Source organism: Pseudomonas reactans (assembly GCF_013387025.1).
Lineage (GTDB): Bacteria > Pseudomonadota > Gammaproteobacteria > Pseudomonadales > Pseudomonadaceae > Aquipseudomonas > Aquipseudomonas reactans.
Genome location: NZ_JACAQP010000040.1, coordinates 1 through 17,766, shown reverse-complemented (window position 1 = coordinate 17,766; position 17,766 = coordinate 1). Strand labels below are relative to the sequence as shown.

Below are 17,766 nucleotides of genomic sequence, written 5' to 3'. Positions count from 1 at the left end.
CGTGGCGGCGGCCCCCCAAATCACTGTCGGATTACGGGCACACCGAGCCTAGGCGAGGTGCCGAGTGTTGGGGCAAGAGCCTTTTGGTTACTTTTGGGCTCTTTTCAAAAGTGACCCGCCGTAAGGGCGGAACCCATAGCAGCCGTTACCTAAATAACGGATATGTACACAGCACCACCGCCTTCGCAGGCAAGCCAGCTCCCACAGTTTCAACCACATTCCATTACACTGTCCCCCATTCATCCCCGGGGGCTTCATGGACATCGAACTGGCACGCACCTTCCTCGAAATCACCCGCTGCGGCAGCCTGGCCGCCGCCGCCGAGAAACTGCACGTCACCCAGACCGCCATCACCGCACGGGTCAAGAGCCTCGAAAGCCAACTAGGCAGCACACTGTTCGTGCGCAACCGCGCCGGCGCCAGGCTGACCGCCGACGGCGAGGCCTTCGTGGTATACGCCAACCAACTGCTGCAAACCTGGGAAGCCGCAAAACGCGACCTGCCGCTGCCGGACGGTTATCGCAACGTGCTGCACATCGGCGGCGAAGTCAGCCTGTGCAACCCGTTGATGCTCGGCTGGGCCCAAGCGTTACGCCAACACATCCCCGGCCATGCCCTGCGCACCGAAGTACGCGAAGGCGACTACCTGTTGCGCCAGCTGGAACTGGGCGTACTCGACGCTGCATTGGTGTTCCAGCCGCAATACTGGCCAGGCTTGCAGGTGGAACAGGTGCTGGAGGAAAAACTGATCCTGGTGCAGTTGGTGAGCAACCCGGCGCCCTACGTGTATATCGATTGGGGACCGGGCTTTCGCCAGCAACACGACGCCGCGCTGCCCGACAAGGCCCGTGCCGCGTTGAGTTTCAACCTGGGGCCGCTGGCGTTGCAGTACATCCTTGAGAACGGCGGCGCCGGCTATTTCCGTACCCGCGTGGTACAGAGTTACCTGGACAGCGGCGTGATGCAGCGGGTGCCCAAGGCGCCGGAATTCAGCTTCCCGACGTACCTGGTGTACTCACGGGCGCGGGATTCGGCGGTGTTGCAGCAGGCGCTGGGGTTGCTGCGCGAAGTGGTCAAGGCCGAAAGCGACTGGTCGCAGCGCTGGGACCCACTGATTTGAAGCAACAATCTGCGCCGCGCATGCTAGCCTGCGGGTGTTTCCTTTTGCAGCCTGACCGATGAACAAGAAGAAGTCCGTCACTATCAGCGACATCGCCAAACGGGTTGGCATGACCACCATCACGGTGTCTCGTGCACTGAGCAAACCCGACCTGGTCAAACCGGCCACCCTGGCGCGCATCCTCGAAGTGGCGCGGGAGATGGACTACGTGCCCAACGCCTTCGCGCGCGGGCTCAAGCGCAGTGAAAGCCTGATCATCGGCGTGATCACCGCCTCGGTGGACAACCCGTTCTACAGCGAAATGATCAAGGCGATTTCCCGCGAGGCCAAACAGCACGGCTATACCATCATGCTGGTGGATACCGACGAACTGGAAGAGTTGGAAAGCAAAGCCGTGGACACCCTGTTGGGCTACCGCGTGGCGGGGATCATTCTGTCGCCGGTCTCGGATGAACCGAGCTACCAGCCCGATTACCTCGAACGCCTGGGCAACGGCAAAACCCCAGTGGTGCTGCTCGATCGCACGATCCACGACAGCCCGTTCAGCCGCGTGGTGCTCGACAACTACCACAGCGGCATCCAGGCCGCGCACTACCTGCTGCGCCAGACCCCGAACCTCAAGCGCTTGCTGGTGCTGACCGGCCCCGAGCACTCGCGCATCACCGTCGAACGCCTCAAGGGCCTGCGCGAAGTGCTGGCCGAGCACCCGCAGGTGCAGGTCGAAGTACGGGCCGGCGACTACACGCTGATGCCGTCCTACCTGCACACCCTCGACTACCTGGCCGAACACTCGGCGCCGGACGCGATCATGGGCTTCAACCAGTTGATCACCCTCGGCGCCTTGCGCGCACTGCGCATGCACAACATCGCCCACGACAGCCTGACCATCTGCGGCATCGACCGCCTGCCCTTCGCCGATATCTTCGGCGTGCCCATCGCCTGCGTGGCCCACGATGCGTCCCTGGCTGGCAGCAGCGCGGTGCGCCTGTTGCTCGATCGCCTGGAAGACCCGTTCAAGCCACGGGACAAGGTGGTGATCGCCGGTCAGTTGGAAAACGGTTAGCGGCTGGTGTAGCCACCGTCGATGGGCAAGCTGACGCCGCTGATCATGCTGGCGGCGCGACTCAGCAGGAACAGCACCGGTAATGCCACTTCCACGGTTTGCGCAAAACGTCCCAATGGAATTGCCGCCAGCGCCGGGTCGCGCTTTGCCGGTTCGGACCAGGCCATGGCCGCCATCGGCGTGAGCGTCACCGTGGGGTTGACGCTGTTGACGCGAATGCCAAAGCGGCCCCATTCGGCGCATTGCACCCGGGTGATCGCATCCAGCGCGGCCTTGGAGGCGCAGTAGCCGAGGTGATCGTCCAGAGCCACCAGCGAGGCCTGGCTGGAGACATTGACGATGCTGCCGGCAATGTGTGCTTCGATCATTTTGGCCGCCACGCGGCTGGCGACTTGCGCGGCGGCGCGGGCGTTGACCTGCATCACTTGGTCAAAGGCTTCGGCACTGATGGCGGCAGCCGGCTCCAGACGTGAGATGCCGGCGCAGTTGACCAGGCCATGCAGCGGTGGCAGGTCGCGCAGGGCGTCATCGAGGGCGGCGCTGTCGGCAATGTCCAGGCAGAGGCTGTGGCAGCCGAGTTCGGCCAAGGCCTGGGCGTCGCGGCCGAGGGCAAAGACATCGGCGCCGCTGGCGATCAGTTGCAAAGCGATTTCGCGCCCGATGCCACTGCTGGCGCCGGTAACGAGGATGCGATGGTGGGTGAAGTCGAAGGCTGCGTTCATTCAGTTCCCCTGCAGGGTGTGCATGATCGGTTTCAGGGCCGGATACAGCTTCAGGTACTCGCCAAAGGCACGGTCATACGCCTCGACATTTTCCGCCTTGGGTTCAGCCCGCAGCTCCAGTTGCACCCAGCCCTTGTCCATCTCCCCATCACTCACCAACCCCACCGTGTGCGCCGCCAACAACGCCGCCCCCAGCGCCGCTTCCACCTCCTGGACAATGGTGTACACCGGGTAGCGTGTGACATCCGCGATGATCTGCATCCACAGGTCCGAATGGCTTGCCCCACCCACCACGATCAAGCGCGAGTCCAGGGAGTGCGCCCCACGGGTGCCCGCTTCGATGTTGTGTCGCAGGGCAAAACTCACGCCCTCCAGCACCGCGCGATACAGGTGAATACGGCTGTGGTAGAGGTTCAAGCCAACAAAACTGCCACTGGCGCGGTCATCCCACACCGGGCTGCGCTCGCCCATCAGGTACGGCAGGAACAACAGGCCTTCGCTGCCGGCTGGGATGTTCATGGCGCGCTGTTCCAGCAGCACCAGGCTGTCCTGGCCGGTGGCCTTGGCTTGTTGCTCTTCGGCCTGGCAGAACTGCTCGCGAAACCAGCTGACCGACGCGCCGGCCGTGATCGCACCGCCAAAGATGTACAGGTCACGGTGGCCGTTGTAGACGTGGGGCATGCTCACCAAACCATGGTGCGCATCCACTTGCTGGTTGAGGTAACCCCAGCACATGCTGGTGCCGATCATTGCCACGTGATTGCCTGGCTGCGTCACACCCGCCGCCAAGGTTGCCATGGCCGCATCGACGCCACCGGCCAGAATCGGTGTGCCCACCTCTAGGCCCAGGCGCGCAGCCCAACCCTCCAGCAACCCACCGACGACTTCCCCGGAATACACCAGGCGCTCCGGCATCATGGTGTTCGGTATGCCCAGCGCATCAAGCATTTCGGCGGACCAACCGCGCGCCTTCACGTCGTAGACACCACCGATATTGCCCGCGCTGCTATGGTCCACCGCCAACTCGCCGGTGAGGCACCAGTTGATGTAGCTGTTGGGCGGCAGCAGGTAGCGAGTCTTGGCCCACACCTCGGGCTGGTGCTGCTTGAGCCAGAGCATCTTGGTGAAGCCGTAGTAGCTGTCCACCGAGTTGCCGGTGATCGCGAACAGACGCTCCAGGCCCACCTGCTCGCGCACCCAGGCCACCTGCTCGCCAGCACGGCGGTCCATCCAGATCAGGCACGGGTGCAGCGGCGTGATGTGCGCATCCACCGCAATCCCCGAGCCGCCGTACAAGCTGCTGATGCACAGCGCCTTGACCTGCTCCGCCGCCACACCGGCCTTGGCCATGCACTGCGCCACACAGGCCTCGACGGCGTCCAGCCAGACCTGCGGCCATTGTTCAGCCCAGCGCACTTTCGGGGTATCCACGCGATACCCCTGGCTGTGCTGGGCGATGATCGTACCTTGACCATCCACCAGCAGCGCCTTGGTGCTCTGGGTTCCTATATCGACACCCATCACGTAGTTCATTTTCAGGCCACCGGCTTCAACAGCACCTTGATCGACTTGGTCGAGTTGGCCAACGCGAAGGCCTCGGCAAAGTCGTCCAGCGGGAAGTCGTGGGTGACGATGCCTTTAGAGGTAACCAGGCCACGCTCGAACAGGTCGATGGCGATCGGGTAGCAATACGGCCCGAGATGAGCGCCGCGTACGTCCAGCTCCTTGCGGTCGCCAATGATCGACCAGTCGACGCTGGTCTCGGCACCGAACACGCTGAATTCGACAAACCGCCCGAGCTTGCGGATCAGGTCCAGGCCCTGGGTCACGCCCGCCGGAACGCCGGTGGTTTCGATGTAGACGTCGCAGCCGTAGTTGTCGGTCAGGCCGTTGATGATTTCACGGGCGTCATCGCGCGACGGGTTGATCACCACATCGGCGCCGAATTTTTTCGCCAGTTCCAGGCGTTCGTCGACCATGTCGATCACCACCAGTTTCTTCGGGGTTTTCAACGCAGCGACCTGGACCATGCACAACCCGAGGGTCCCGGCACCGGCGATCACCACCACGTCGTCGAGCTGGACATCGCCACGGTTGACCGTGTGGATCGAACAGGCCATCGGCTCCACCAGCGCCGAGTCTTCCAGCGACACCGACTCGGGGATCTTGTGCACGATGGCGGTCTTGGGGATACGCATGTACTGGGCCATGCCGCCTTCGGCGACTTCACGCTGGAAGCCGAAGATGTTGTGCACTTCGCACATCCAGTACTTGCCCGACTTGCAGAACCGGCACTTGCCGCACGGTACGATCTGCTCGGCGATCACCTTGTCGCCTACCGCGACTTCGAAGTGCTCTTCCGCGCCCTCGCCCACTTCCACCACATAGCCAAAAAATTCGTGCCCCGGTACGACCGGCGCCTTGACCCACGGGTTGTCGCCGCCCCAGAACATTGCAGCGCCCGAGTGGCACTTGCAGTCACTGGCGCAAATGCCACAGGCGGCGATGCGGATCACCAGTTCATTGGCGCGCGCCTGGGGTTTGCCGATGCGTTCCAGGCGATAGTCTTTCGGGCCGTGGCAGACGACGGCTTGCATTTCGGTGTGCTTGTCCATGGTGTCGGGTCCTGTTTTTGTTAGGTATTTATTTGTGGCGCTGACGGCTGATAAAAATCGCCAGCAAAATGATTGCGCCCTTGATCACGCTCTGGACATAGGGCGACACGCCCAGCATGTTCAGGCCGTTGTTCAACACGCCGAGCAGCATGGCGCCGAGTAAGGTGCCGACGATCACCCCGCGCCCGCCGGCAATCGAGGCACCGCCGAGTACCACGGCGGCAATCGCGTCCAGTTCGAACGACACGCCGGCGTTCGGCTGGCCGCTCATCAGGCGTGAGGTGAGGACCAGCCCGGCAATCGCCGCCGTGAGGCCACTGATGCCGTACACCAGCAACTTGAAACGCGCCGCGCGCACGCCGGACAAGCGCACCGCTTCTTCATTGCCGCCAATGGCGTAGATGTAGCGACCGATGCGCGTGTGTTGCAGTAGCACATAGGCTGCGGCGTAAGTGATCAACATGATCAGGATCGGCACTTCAATGCCGAACAGGCTCTGGCGACCAAAGAAGCCGAACCACTCCGGTAGCCCGGAAATCGGATAGCCATCGGTGTACATCAGGCCCAGGCCACGGGCGATGCCCATGGTCGCCAGGGTCACGATGATCGGCGGCATGTGCAGGTAGGCCACAAACAAGCCGTTACCGATGCCGAAGGCCACGCCAATCAACATGCCTGCGCCAATTGCCAGGCCGGGCGGCAGGCCCGCGACCATCAACCCGGCCGTGAGCGTGCCGGACAAGGCCATCACCGGCCCGACCGACAAGTCGATGCCGCCGGTGAGGATCACGCAAGTCATGCCCACCGCGATGATCGCGTTGATCGACACCTGGCGGGCGATGTTCGACAGGTTGCTGGCGGTGAGGAAGGTGTCGCTGGCGAGAATCATCACCAGGGTCACCACCACCAGCCCGACAAAGGGATAAAACGCCGGCGAGCGCACCAGCCGCGCCAGGTTCAGGCGCAACCGGCTGCTGTCGCCGGTCCTAATGGACGTATTCACTTGAGCCCCCTGTTGCATGGCGCATGACCTCTTGAGGATTGACGGCAGACGCTTCGAGTACCTTGACGATGGCGCCCTTGTGGAATACGGCGACGCGGTCGCACATGCCGATGACTTCCGGCAATTCGGAGGAAATCATGATGATTGCGTAGCCTTGTTCGGTGAGGCTGCGCATCAGCGCGTAGATCTGCGCCTTGGCCCCCACGTCGATGCCACGGGTGGGTTCGTCGAACACCAGCACGTCGCAGTGATGGTTGATCCAACGAGCGATCACCACCTTTTGCTGGTTGCCGCCGCTGAGGTTGAACACCCGGCTTTCACTGCTGGGGGCCTTGATCGACAGTTGCTTCATCAGGCCTTCGACGCTGACGCATTCGCGGTTTTTGTCGATCAGCCCGGACGCGTTCTGGTATTTGGGCAGGTTGTTCAGCGAGATGTTTTCGCGAATGCTGAAGTCGGTGATCAGCCCTTCGCTCTTGCGGCTTTCCGGCAGCAGGCCGATGCCATGGGCCAGGGCCTGGGCCGGATCGTCGAGGGTGATTTTCTCGCCGCGCAGCCACACGTCTTTGCTCACCGACGGCAGCGCGCCCATCATGCCCAGGGCCAACTCGGTACGACCGGAGCCGACCAACCCGGCAAAGCCGAGGATCTCGCCCTTGTGCAGCTGGAAGCTGTTGTGCGGGCCGTTGCGCACCAGCTGGATGTCCTTGACCTCCAGCAACAGCGGGCCGCGCTCGGTACTGGGCTTGGGTGGAAAACTGCATTCCAGGCGGCGCCCGACCATCATCTCGACCAGCCGGTCGATGTCACTGTCAGCCACATCGGTAACGCCCACATTGCCGCCGTCGCGCAGCACGCTGATGCGGTCGCACACCTGGAAAATCTCCTCCAGGTGATGGGAGATGAAAATCACCGCCACGCCCTGGCGCTTGAGTTCACGCATGATGTCGAACAGCAACTCGGCCTCGCTGGGCGTGAGGGTGGCGGTGGGTTCGTCGAGCACCAGCAGGCGCGCATCCAGGGCCAGGGCCTTGGCGATTTCGACAAACTGCTGTTCGGCCACGCTCAGGTGCCTGACCGCGCATTGCAGGTCGATGGTCACGCCCAGGCGCTCGAACAACGCCTCGCTGGCCTCGACCATTTCGCGCTTGCGCAAAAGCCCGAAGCGGTTGCTCAGCTCATGGCCGAGGAAGATGTTTTCCACGGCCGTGAGGTAGGGAATCAGGCTGAATTCCTGGAACACGATGCCAATACCGGCGGCGATTGCGTCGCGATAGGTCGCGAACTGCTGGGCCTGGCCATCGATCAGGATCTGGCCTTCATCTTGATGCTCGACGCCGCCAAGGATCTTCATCAGCGTCGATTTGCCCGCGCCATTTTCGCCGAGCAAGGCATGAATCTCACCGCGCTCGACTTGCAGGTTGATGGACTTGAGGGCCTGTACGCCCGGGTAGCGCTTACAGATGTTTTCCAACTTCAGAAGACTGCTCATACCGCCGACCTCGTATTCAGAAGGATGACCTGGGCCCCACGTCAGGCGTGGGGCCTGGGCGATTTACCAGCTGAAATCCTTGGCCTTGGCCTGGTCGATCAGGGTGATATCCACCGGGATGGTGGCCGGCACTTGCGAGCCCCACTTCTTGGCCAGGGCAATGCCCAGGGCCAGTCGGATCTGGTCGCGCGGGTACTGCGCCGAAGTGGCGATGAATTTGCTGCCGGGTTTCTGGATCGCCTTGATCGCTTCCGGCGCGCCATCGACACTGACCAGCTTCACGTCCAGGCCGCTGGCTTCGATGGCCGAGAGTGCGCCGAGGGAGCCGTTGTCATTCACGCTGAAAATGCCCTTGAGGGTGGGCTGGGCCTGCAACATGTTTTCGGTGACGGTCAGCGCCTGGTCACGTTCCTGCTTGCCGTTCTGGATGCTGACAATCTTGATGTCCGGGTGCTTGGCCACGGCCTCTTTGCAACCGCGTACACGCTCCAGGATCGGCACCACGGCGATGCCGTCGAGGATCGCGATATTGCCTTTGTCGCCAATGTTCTTGGCCAGGTATTCGCAGGCCTGGAAGCCTGCGTCGAAGTTTTTCGAGCCCACGAAGGAGTCCAGCGGGCCGTCGGCCTGGGCGTCTACCGCGACGACCACGACACCGGCAGCGTGAGCAGACTTGACCGCCGATTGCACGCCGACCGAGTCCGTGGGGTTGATCAGCAGGATGTCGATGCCTTTTTGCAGCATGTCTTCGACGTCACTGACTTGCTTGGACACGTCGTGACGGGCGTCGGTGATGATCAATTTCGCGCCGATGGTCGCCCCGGCCTCTTCCAGGGCGTTTTTCATGGTGACGAAATAGGGATTGTTGATTTCCTGGAAGGACGCGCCGATGCGGATCGGCTTGGCAGCGTCGGCAAATGCTGGGGAAGCAGTGCCGAGGGTGATGCTTACAGCCAATAAACACAGGGTTTTCGGGAGCATTTTCATGGCGTGGTTCTCTGTTTTGTTTTTATTGTTAGAGCAAATGTTATCGTTAACATTTTGCGAGAAGCTAACAAGGAAATGGGGGGTGTGCAAGCCCCCATTGGTCGCTTCGGGTAAGCCGGTCACTGCAAAACTCGCACATTCCCTGGCGCCAACTAAGCTCACTTTCCAACAAAAAAACACCGAGCAACCCGCCATGGCCCACCCCACCGAGACCTTTCGCGCGCGATACCGCGCCTCTGTCGCGCCCCGCTACAACCCTTGGCTGCACGCCGGATTCGTGTTCGGCTACGGCCTTGTGTGCATCGCCCTGGCCTGGTCTTCCACGTCGCAAATCAGCCCTGTGCAATGGCTGACCGTGCCGCTGACCCTGGTGTTCTTCAACCTGTGCATCTACCTCGTGCACCGTCACCTTGGCCACCACAAGCACGCCTTGGCCCGGCTGTTCTATGCACGCCACACCGGCGATCACCATAGTTTCTTCACTCCGGGCCACATGACCTATGACAGCCCCCGCGACTGGCGCGTCATCCTGTTCCCGTCTTGGCTGATCGTGCTGCACAGCCTGGCAATCACCCTGCCCGCCTGGTGGTTGCTCAAGCAAGTGAGCCCCAATGTCGCCGGGCTGTTCGCCGGGTGCATGATCCTCGGGTATTTACTTTACGAAGTGTTTCACGCCTGCGAGCACCTACCCGCCAGCCACCCGGTGGCGCGCTTGCCGTGGATCCGCCAGATGCATCAACTGCACGCCCTGCATCACCGCCGTGAACTGATGCAGGGGCGCAACTTCAACATCGTCCTTCCCCTGATGGATTACCTGTTCGGCACCCTGCACTGGGAGCCGAGCCCCCACGACAACCAGGAATCGTCATGAGTACCCGTCCCAAAAAACTGCGTCATCTGTTGTTTGTCCTGTTGCTGGCGGTGGTCGCCTTTCTGCTGTTGATGCCCACAAAGGTGCAACCGGTGAATTGGACGCCACCCAAGGCGCCGTCGATGAAGAGCGGCCCTTACGCAGAGAACCAGCGCCTCAAGGGCGTGCAGAAAATCGGCGCCCAGGACATCGCCGGGCCCGAAGCCTTGCTGCTGGATGCCCAGGGCTTTTTGGTCAGTGGTTTACATGACGGACGCATCATCCGCACCTCGCCCGACAGCCGCAGCCTGGAAGTATTGGCCAATACCGGTGGGCGGCCCCTGGGCCTGGCGTTGCACCCGGATGGGCGCCTGATCATTGCCGACGGGGTCAAGGGCTTGCTCGCCCTCGATACAAAACATCAACTCACGACGTTAAGCACCAGCGCCAACGGCGTGCCCTTTGGCTTTACCGATGACGTCACCGTGGACGCCAGCGGGCGTTTTGCCTACTTCAGCGATGCGTCAAGCCGCTGGGGCTATGGGCAGGATGGCGAAGCGGTGATTGAGCATGGCGGCGACGGTCGGCTGCTGCGTTATGACTTCAGCAACGGCAGCACCGACGTGCTGCTCGACCAACTGCAATTCGCCAACGGCGTGGCCTTGGGCCCGGATGAAAACTTCGTGCTGGTGAATGAAACCGGCGCCTACCGCATCAGCCGTTACTGGCTCAAGGGCGAGCGCGCCGGCACCCATGACCTGTTTATCGACAACCTGCCCGGCCTGCCGGACAACCTCAGCTTCAACGGCCAGGACCGTTTCTGGGTAGCGCTGTATTCGCCACGCAATCCGTTGCTTGACAGCTTTGCCGGCTACCCATTGCTGCGCAAGGTGATGGTGCGGGCGCTGATGGTGGTGCCCAAGCCTATCGAACGCAAAGCCTTCGTACTGGGCTTGGATACCGAAGGTAAGGTCATCGCCAACCTGCAGGACGGCAGCCCGGGGAACTACTCGCCGATCACCACCGCACGGGAATATGGAAACTGGTTGTACCTGGGCTCGTTGAAAAGTACGAGCATGGCACGCCTACCGTTGGACCTGGCATTGGCGGGCGAATAAAAAAGGAGCAGCCTCGTCAGGCTGCCCCTTCTCACTCACGCTTTGGGATCAGTGAACGATGTTCTGGGTGCAGATGTGCCCGAAGGTCACGTAAGGCACGTTCTCGCCACCCACGCCCACGCCAGGGAACTCGTCCAACTCGATACGCCAGCCGCCGAAGTTGAAAGTGGTGTCCCAGGTGTAGGTGACGCCCGTGCTGCTGTCCGGATACTGCACACGGTATTCGCCGAAGCAGTCACCGATGCCGGCGCTGGCCTGGGAAGTACCCGCACTGTTGGTGGTGGCCTTGAAGTCGGTCCAGTGGAACTCGGCACCGTCAAAGCGCTTGTCGATGCGCAGGACCGGCGTGACACCCAACAGCGGTGCGCCTGTGGAGTCGGACCAGTTGGTGGTCCAGTTCACTGTACGTCCCGCCTGGGTCGCCATCCAGAAGATCGACGCAGGTACACGCACGATATTGTCACCCTTCACATCCGAGGTGTTCAGGCGCGGCGTGGAGCCCAGGCTCAACTGGTATTGCTTGGTCGGATCCTGGACCACGGCCGGGTTGGCCCGCACACGCACCTTCACCGTAGTACCTGGCGTAACGCTCGGGTAGGTCGAGGTCGAACCGGCCGGGATGGTGACCCAATTGACGCCGTCAAAACGATCGAAAATCCACTGGTTGCGACTGCCGTTCGCGTCACCGGCCAGGTACATGCTCACGCTTTGGCCACGCACCGCCTTGAAGTCGAAGTAATCGACATCGTTGGCGTTGTCGAGGTTACCGGTCACCTTGTTCATCGAGTCCGGCAGTACAAAGGCGGTTTGCGGCGTGTCATTCGGTTCGTAGGCGTCGATATTGGTATCCACCGCCACGCCAAAGCTGAATTGCGAGTTATTGGCGACCTTGGCGACCATGTACCAGTAGTAATCACCGGCCGGTAGCACGCCGTTGAGATACTCATCGGCATTGCCAGCGGCATCCGAGGATCCCACCACGCTCAGGTTGCCCTGGCCGTCGTCCTGGAACAGGGTCAGCGACATGTCGGTGCCCGCGCTCTGGTTGACCAATTGCACCTGGACCCGCGCGTTCTGTGGGAGGTTGAAGTGGTAGGCGAACTCTTCACCCTGGGCCACACCGTCGATGGTGTAGAGAGTATTGATATCCAGGGTGGGGAACAGCGGAACAAAGTCGGCGACGGCAGCGCTTTTCGGCTCGACCTGGCTCGGCTTTTTCAACTCGCTGACTACGCTGTTGAACGGCGCGGATTTGACCGCCTGGGTGACGGCCTTGGACTGGCCGTTCTTGGCCGCCAGGAGTTTTTGCTTGAGGCTGGCCGGCACCTTCGCCGCGTCCAGCGTGCCGCCGGATTTGAGTGCTTTTTCCACGGCCTGCCTGACCGCTTCGGCGCTGAGTTTCTGAGGGGTTTGCTCAGCCAGGGCAAAGGCCGAAACGAAGCAGGAGGCCGCCATGGCCGCGCCCAGCATAAAGGCTTTTTTCGATTTCATTTTTTATCCATCCATAGTTAAAAAGTGAAGCTCAGGTGACATCCGGTCACCTGGGATGGAATCTAGCCAAATGCTGTATGCATGTCCAGTATTTTTTCTTTTAGTACCCCGTCATCTCCAGGTAACCCACCCCACCGTCAAACCGTACCGGCCCTTCCCAATACGGAATACTCAGGTTCATCCAGGCGTTCGGGTTGACGGCCTGCGTAGTGATGTCCAGCTGTTTGCCAGGGATTTTCAGCGACCAGCGCGTGGGAATCCTGCGACCGTCAATCGTGGTGGTTTCCAACGGCACCAGTTGGATATCAGTGTTGTGCAGCGTCTGCGTCTGGCCTTGCGCGTCGATCCAGGTCCCCGTGAGATACCCCGCGCCATCGGCTTGCCGTACCCGAAACAGCATCAACTGCTCGCCCCGGTCCAGGTGCAGGGAAAACCAGTCCCAGCCGGTCTGGCCCGCGCTCAGCGGTTGGCTGCTCCACTCGCGGTCGAGCCAGGCCGGGCCGGTGACTTGATACACCTTGCCATCGATAGTGATGCTGCCACTGGCCCTGAAAAACGGCTGGCTGTAGTAATACGACGCCTGGCCCTGGTCGGACTTGCGGCTGTAGCCCTCATCACCCTGCAATACCAATGGGCGACTGGAGGTCAGGTGCAGGTCATAGGCGAATTGCGCACCGCTGGCCTTGAGTTGCATGTCGGCCAAGCTGCTCGCGGCGCCAGGGAGGGTGACGAAATTCCAATCGTCGATCCAGGCGTTGAACGGCTGCGCCTGGGCCCCGGCCTGGCCCACGCCGCCGCGCGCAAAGCGTTCGGCGGCATAGTGGTGAGTCGCGGACGTCACGGCGGCGTGTCCAAGCCAGATCGTCGAATCGCGCCAGCCCGCCTCGGTCGGCCCGGTCTTGAGCGCATTGCGGAACAACGTCCACTGCACGCCGAAGACATTGCCCTGCGCGTCCTTGAGGTTGGCCGTGACGTACCACCACTCGATACGAAAGCCCGGATGGGGGCCATGGTCCTCGGGAAAACTGAACACTTTGCCGGGCACCACTTGGGCAAATTCCGTCGCGTCACTACCCAGGCCGGCAAAGCTTTCAGGTGGCGCGGGGACTTTGTCGCAAGCGACCAGTAAGTAGCACATCCACAACAGGCACTTAATCTTCATTGGCAAACGTCCTCAACAAATCCGCCGGACGGCTGCGGTACAACTGCCACAACGGCCACGCCGAGGCCAGCAAGGTCGCGAGCATCGCCAAGCCGAGCAACTGCGCGAGTTGCCACGGGAACACCTGCAACGGCAGGCGCCAGCCAAAGGCCTGCACATTGATCACCGCGTCCAGGCACCAGGCCAACAGCAGGCCAAGCGGCAAGGCCAACACCAAGGTGAGCACCGCCAGCAGCCACGTCTGGCCAAGGTTGAGCAGCATCAATTGCCGACGCGTGACGCCCAACGCCCACAGCGGTGCGAGTTGGCCCAGGCGACTCTGGCTCTGGGTCAACAGGCTGATGAACAGCGCCACACCGGCCACCCCCAGCGTCAGGCTGTTCAGGGCCGCGGTGGCTGCGAAGGTGCGTTCGAACACTTGGCTCGACCAGCCCTTGAGCTGCTGTTGATCGACGATACGGCTGTCGTCCAGGGCAAAGGCGCGCTGCACCTCACGGGTCAGCAACGCCACATCCGAAGGTGCCACACGCAGGTTGAAACGCGCCGGAGACAGCGTCGGCCAATGGGTCAGCAGGTGCTTGGAATTGACCAGCACATGGCCTTTGGGGTTACCGTAGTCGGCGTAGATCCCCACTATTTTTGGTGTCCAGGTGCCCTGAGGCGTCGGGATGCTCAGGGTATCGTCCAGCTTCACCGCGAGCCGGCGTGCCAGTTGCTCGCTGAGCATCAGCGTGTCGCCTTGCTGCAACTGGTCCCACGGCTCACTCGACGCCTCCAACAGCGGCCAATGCTGGCGATAAGTCGGGTCGTCGACCACGCCAAACACCTCCGCCGGCCAGCCCTGCAATTGCACCGCGACCTGCCAGGTGGGCAGCACCGCCTGCACCCGCGGTTGTTGCGCCAACCATAGGCTCAGTTGCTCGGCTTGGACCGGGTTTTGTGGGTTGAGGTACAGCTCGGCAGTCAGACGCTGCTCCAGCCAGTTGTTGAACGTATGACGAAACCCCGAGGTCATGGAACCTGCCCCGATATTCGCGGCCAGGGCCAACAGCAGCGCCATCAGGGCCAGGCTCAACGCCGGCAATTGCTGACGGCAATCAGCCAGAAACCACTGGCCCAACACAGAGCGGCTGCGTCCCAGAACGGCCTTGAGCAAAGCATTGAGCACCACCGGCAAACCGAGGGCCGCGCCGAGCAGTAACGCAGCCATCAGCACGAAGCCGGCAGCCAGGCTATGACCGAACCCAAGCGCCAACACGGCGGTCACCAGCGCGGCAGCGGCCACCCACCCTTGACGCCGTAACCAACGCCCATGAGCCTCATGCCAGGCCTGGGCGTTGGCCAGCGCCAACAAAGGCAAGCGCGCCGCCCGCCACAGGCTGCTGCCACCGGCCAGCAACGCGCCAAGCAAACTCAAGCCCAAACCCGCGCCCCACCACCAAGGGCTCAGGCTCAATTGACCCGGCACCTCGGCACCATACAAACCACGCAGGCTGGCGGCGACATCCGGCAGCAACAGGCTGGCCAACAGGTAGCCGCTGGCCACGCCCAGCACGCCACCCAGCAACGAAAGCACGCCGAGTTCGACGCCCAGGCTGACAATCAACAGACGCACACTGACGCCGCAGGCCCGCAAGGTGCGCAACAGCCCGCGCCGTTGCTCCAGGGCGAGGCCAATGGCGGCGTGCACGATAAACAACCCGACCACAAAGGACAGAAAGCCCAGTGCATCGAGGTTCAGGTGAAAGCTTTCGGTGAGGCGCGCGAGGTTATTGTCCTCGCTCTGCTTGAGTTGCAGCCCGGCGGGCGGCGTGGGCTGGCCAGCGGCGAAAGCCTTGTCGACCAACAGCCGCGACAGGCGATCAGGCATCTCCAACACAGGCTGGGCAAAGCCGATATCAGTGAGCAACAGTCCGGGGGCCATATCGGCCTGGGCTTGCAGCGGTGGCAGGGTGTGGCCGCCCAGTGTGATTGGCTGCTGACCTTCATGCAGCCCCAGGGCCTGCAAGGTCTGCGGTGCAATCCAGGTACGCCCCGGCGGATCGAAAAACGCCAGCATCTGTGCCTGGCTCAAACGCTGCCCCGCCACCGCGCCACTGCCGGGCAACGACACCGGGTCGATGCCCATCAATTGCAAGCGCACATCTTCCCGCCCCTTTAGCTGCACCCGCCCTTGAACCACCGGCGACACCGGCCAGCCGGCTCGGCGCAACTGGGCAAAGACTGCTTGGGGAAAGCTGGCCCCGTCCGGCGCGCCAAGACTGGCCTGGGGTTCGCCGCCGATCAACTGGCTGGCGCGGGCATAGCTGTCGCGTGCCTGACTGTTGAGGGCTTGCACGCCGATCAGCAGCGCGGTGGCCAACCACAAGCCGGTGAGCACGCTGAAAAACTGCACGGGATGGCGCCGCCAGTGGCTGAGCAGCGCGCGCAGGGTCCAATAAAAAACCGCCATTTCAAACAGCGCTCGCCGGTACGACACGACCGCGGTGCAACACCACCTGCCGGTCCAGGCATGCGGCGATACGCGGGCTATGGGTGACCATCAACAAGCTGGTGGAACTGTCGCGCAGCAGGTCCAGCAGCAGTTGCAACACCTCGTCGCTGGTCGCTTCGTCCAGGTTGCCGGTGGGTTCGTCGGCCAGTAACAGGCCCGGCCGTGACGCCAACGCGCGCCCCACCGCGACCCGTTGCTGCTGGCCGCCGGAAAGCTGTTCCGGATAACGCTTGAGCAGATCACCCAGGCCCAGGCGCTCCACCAACTGCGCCTGCCACTGCGGATCAAACCGCCCCGCCAACCGCGCCTGGAACGCCAGGTTGTCCTCAACCCGCAAACTGCCGATGAGGTTGAACTGCTGGAACACCAGCCCGATCTGCGTGCGCCGCCAGTGGGCCAACTGCGCTTCGCTGAGTTGGTCGAGGCGCTGCTCGCCGACCTGGATACTGCCGCCGTCCACCCGGTCCAACCCGGCCACCAGGTGCAGCAAGGTGCTTTTGCCACTGCCCGACTCGCCCATCAATGCCAGGCTGCTGCGCTCGGGTAAATGCAGATCCACACCGACCAATACCGCCAACGGTCCCTGGGGGGTGGCATAGCTTTTGAACACACCTTGCACCTGCAGCATGACGACACTCGTTTGAGGGGGGCAATCGAGAATAACGGCTGCCGATCCAAGTCATGCAAATTTTTCACATCGATTTCACCGACTGCCCACCCACCCCTCTTTAAATTACCGGTCAAGCGTCACTTGTCGGCAACTTGTTAGTTGTCAAGCTTCACAACTTTTTACATGCAAAATGTTCAGCGAAAAGACAGCCGCCGTGTGACAGCCTCTTGTTCCATTACCGGCATTCGCCAACACGTTGCGCCTAATTAATACAACATTGCCAACACTGCCCATGGTGAATAAAGTGGTTGACCTTACCCTGACCAAACCGCGCTCGCGATGGGCCTTTATCAAGCGCCTGCGACGGCTGTGGCTGGGCATGTTCGTGGTGGGTTTGCTGCTGGTCGCCAGCCTGCTTTGGCACGCCTCGCCAAAGGACCTTGGTGTCGGCAATCGCCTGTTGACCTCCCACGTGCTGCCCCTCTGGCGTGACGGCGACCTGATCGTGCTGGTGCGCCATGAAGAGCGTTGCGACCGCTCGACCAACCCCTGCCTGGGCCCTGTGGAAGGCCTGACAATCAACGGCAGCCAGAACGCCGAAGCCCTGGGAAAAGCCTTTAAAACTCTGGGCATGGAGGGCAGCGATGTGCTGGCCAGCCCAGCCATCCGCACCGCCCAGACCTTACGCTTCATGTTCGGTAAAACCGAACTGACTTCCGGCCAGCAAGCCGTCTGCGGCGCTGCCATGGGCGAAGAATTGCTCAGCCATAAAGCCCCCGGACGCAACTTGGTCTTCGTCACCCACAGCGGCTGCATCGCCGACTTCGAAAGCACCCTGGGCTTTCCCCATGCCGCCTTTCCCAAATACGGCAGCACCTTGTTCGTGCAGGTATTGCCCAACGGTAAATTCAAGACGCTGGGCATCGTCAACGGCCCGGACTGGCCGGCCGCGTTAAAACAATTCTAAACACTTTCCTGTCCGTCTGTTCAGCAAAAAGACAGCCCTGTTCTGGCATGTTTAGGGAAACTCTGAAAAAGA

15 protein-coding genes are annotated in these 17,766 nt (G+C 62.0%); 5 read left to right on the top strand and 10 right to left on the bottom strand.

Annotated features, from left to right (window positions below; translation table 11 throughout):
* Positions 1-256 precede the first annotated feature (256 nt).
* Positions 257-1,120, top strand: a complete 864-nt coding sequence (locus HX793_RS27470) for a LysR family transcriptional regulator (RefSeq protein WP_016974860.1) — start codon at positions 257-259, stop codon at positions 1,118-1,120.
* Positions 1,121-1,178: 58 nt separating this feature from the next.
* On the top strand, positions 1,179-2,183 hold the full coding sequence (locus HX793_RS27465; RefSeq protein WP_177053680.1) for a LacI family DNA-binding transcriptional regulator: 1,005 nt from the start codon (positions 1,179-1,181) through the stop codon (positions 2,181-2,183).
* Here the strand turns inward: HX793_RS27465 and HX793_RS27460 are convergent.
* The 6 genes from HX793_RS27460 to HX793_RS27435 all read right to left on the bottom strand — a co-directional run bounded on the left by HX793_RS27460 (position 2,180) and on the right by HX793_RS27435 (position 9,002).
* Positions 2,180-2,905: an SDR family oxidoreductase gene (locus HX793_RS27460; RefSeq protein WP_177062506.1), complete on the bottom strand. Its 726-nt coding sequence runs from the start codon at positions 2,903-2,905 to the stop codon at positions 2,180-2,182. The two genes, HX793_RS27465 and HX793_RS27460, sit on opposite strands and share 4 nt — an antisense overlap.
* On the bottom strand, positions 2,906-4,438 hold the full coding sequence (locus HX793_RS27455) for an FGGY-family carbohydrate kinase (protein ID WP_177095116.1): 1,533 nt from the start codon (positions 4,436-4,438) through the stop codon (positions 2,906-2,908).
* 2 nt (positions 4,439-4,440) lie between these two features.
* On the bottom strand, positions 4,441-5,520 hold the full coding sequence (locus HX793_RS27450; protein ID WP_177095114.1) for an alcohol dehydrogenase catalytic domain-containing protein: 1,080 nt from the start codon (positions 5,518-5,520) through the stop codon (positions 4,441-4,443).
* Positions 5,521-5,548: 28 nt separating this feature from the next.
* Positions 5,549-6,541: an ABC transporter permease gene (locus HX793_RS27445; RefSeq protein WP_177053676.1), complete on the bottom strand. Its 993-nt coding sequence runs from the start codon at positions 6,539-6,541 to the stop codon at positions 5,549-5,551.
* Positions 6,507-8,015, bottom strand: a complete 1,509-nt coding sequence (locus tag HX793_RS27440; RefSeq protein ID WP_177095112.1) for a sugar ABC transporter ATP-binding protein — start codon at positions 8,013-8,015, stop codon at positions 6,507-6,509. Before HX793_RS27440 ends, HX793_RS27445 begins: the two co-directional genes overlap by 35 nt.
* 63 nt (positions 8,016-8,078) lie before the next feature.
* Entirely contained in the window at positions 8,079-9,002 is a 924-nt protein-coding gene (locus tag HX793_RS27435) for a substrate-binding domain-containing protein (protein ID WP_016974854.1), read from the bottom strand.
* Between the two features lie 193 nt (positions 9,003-9,195).
* Between HX793_RS27435 and HX793_RS27430 the strand changes: the two genes are divergently transcribed.
* Both HX793_RS27430 and HX793_RS27425 read left to right on the top strand, forming a co-directional pair.
* On the top strand, positions 9,196-9,873 hold the full coding sequence (locus HX793_RS27430) for a sterol desaturase family protein (RefSeq protein WP_177053674.1): 678 nt from the start codon (positions 9,196-9,198) through the stop codon (positions 9,871-9,873).
* Positions 9,870-10,970, top strand: a complete 1,101-nt coding sequence (locus tag HX793_RS27425; RefSeq protein ID WP_177053673.1) for an SMP-30/gluconolactonase/LRE family protein — start codon at positions 9,870-9,872, stop codon at positions 10,968-10,970. Before HX793_RS27430 ends, HX793_RS27425 begins: the two co-directional genes overlap by 4 nt.
* A 48-nt stretch (positions 10,971-11,018) precedes the next feature.
* Here the strand turns inward: HX793_RS27425 and HX793_RS27420 are convergent, their stop codons facing one another.
* The 4 genes from HX793_RS27420 to HX793_RS27405 all read right to left on the bottom strand — a co-directional run bounded on the left by HX793_RS27420 (position 11,019) and on the right by HX793_RS27405 (position 16,745).
* Entirely contained in the window at positions 11,019-12,461 is a 1,443-nt protein-coding gene (locus HX793_RS27420) for a pre-peptidase C-terminal domain-containing protein (RefSeq protein WP_177053672.1), read from the bottom strand.
* A 100-nt stretch (positions 12,462-12,561) separates the two neighbouring features.
* The gene (locus HX793_RS27415) at positions 12,562-13,623 is read right to left on the bottom strand and encodes a lipocalin-like domain-containing protein (protein WP_177062512.1); all 1,062 of its coding nucleotides are present in this window, start codon (positions 13,621-13,623) and stop codon (positions 12,562-12,564) included.
* Positions 13,613-16,075, bottom strand: coding sequence for an ABC transporter permease (locus HX793_RS27410; RefSeq protein ID WP_177095109.1), 2,463 nt, complete (start codon positions 16,073-16,075; stop codon positions 13,613-13,615). Before HX793_RS27410 ends, HX793_RS27415 begins: the two co-directional genes overlap by 11 nt.
* A gap of 1 nt (position 16,076) precedes the next feature.
* Positions 16,077-16,745: an ABC transporter ATP-binding protein gene (locus HX793_RS27405; RefSeq protein ID WP_177053669.1), complete on the bottom strand. Its 669-nt coding sequence runs from the start codon at positions 16,743-16,745 to the stop codon at positions 16,077-16,079.
* Positions 16,746-17,019: 274 nt separating this feature from the next.
* On the opposite strand from HX793_RS27405, the gene pmrG reads away from it, so the two are divergent.
* Entirely contained in the window at positions 17,020-17,694 is a 675-nt protein-coding gene (gene pmrG / locus HX793_RS27400; RefSeq protein WP_177095107.1) for a lipopolysaccharide core heptose(II)-phosphate phosphatase PmrG, read from the top strand.
* Positions 17,695-17,766: the final 72 nt, after the last annotated feature.

Excerpts from the sequence above, each read along its gene's own strand:
- HX793_RS27470 (WP_016974860.1), top strand. The coding sequence starts at position 257 with ATGGACATCGAACTGGCACGCACCTTCCTCGAAATCACCCGCTGCGGC.
- HX793_RS27465 (WP_177053680.1), top strand. The coding sequence starts at position 1,179 with ATGAACAAGAAGAAGTCCGTCACTATCAGCGACATCGCCAAACGGGTT.
- HX793_RS27460 (WP_177062506.1), bottom strand. The coding sequence starts at position 2,905 with ATGAACGCAGCCTTCGACTTCACCCACCATCGCATCCTCGTTACCGGC.
- HX793_RS27455 (WP_177095116.1), bottom strand. The coding sequence starts at position 4,438 with ATGAACTACGTGATGGGTGTCGATATAGGAACCCAGAGCACCAAGGCG.
- HX793_RS27450 (WP_177095114.1), bottom strand. The coding sequence starts at position 5,520 with ATGGACAAGCACACCGAAATGCAAGCCGTCGTCTGCCACGGCCCGAAA.
- HX793_RS27445 (WP_177053676.1), bottom strand. The coding sequence starts at position 6,541 with ATGCAACAGGGGGCTCAAGTGAATACGTCCATTAGGACCGGCGACAGC.
- HX793_RS27440 (WP_177095112.1), bottom strand. The coding sequence starts at position 8,015 with ATGAGCAGTCTTCTGAAGTTGGAAAACATCTGTAAGCGCTACCCGGGC.
- HX793_RS27435 (WP_016974854.1), bottom strand. The coding sequence starts at position 9,002 with ATGAAAATGCTCCCGAAAACCCTGTGTTTATTGGCTGTAAGCATCACC.
- HX793_RS27430 (WP_177053674.1), top strand. The coding sequence starts at position 9,196 with ATGGCCCACCCCACCGAGACCTTTCGCGCGCGATACCGCGCCTCTGTC.
- HX793_RS27425 (WP_177053673.1), top strand. The coding sequence starts at position 9,870 with ATGAGTACCCGTCCCAAAAAACTGCGTCATCTGTTGTTTGTCCTGTTG.
- HX793_RS27420 (WP_177053672.1), bottom strand. The coding sequence starts at position 12,461 with ATGAAATCGAAAAAAGCCTTTATGCTGGGCGCGGCCATGGCGGCCTCC.
- HX793_RS27415 (WP_177062512.1), bottom strand. The coding sequence starts at position 13,623 with ATGAAGATTAAGTGCCTGTTGTGGATGTGCTACTTACTGGTCGCTTGC.
- HX793_RS27410 (WP_177095109.1), bottom strand. The coding sequence starts at position 16,075 with ATGGCGGTTTTTTATTGGACCCTGCGCGCGCTGCTCAGCCACTGGCGG.
- HX793_RS27405 (WP_177053669.1), bottom strand. The coding sequence starts at position 16,745 with ATGCTGCAGGTGCAAGGTGTGTTCAAAAGCTATGCCACCCCCCAGGGA.
- pmrG (WP_177095107.1), top strand. The coding sequence starts at position 17,020 with ATGGTGAATAAAGTGGTTGACCTTACCCTGACCAAACCGCGCTCGCGA.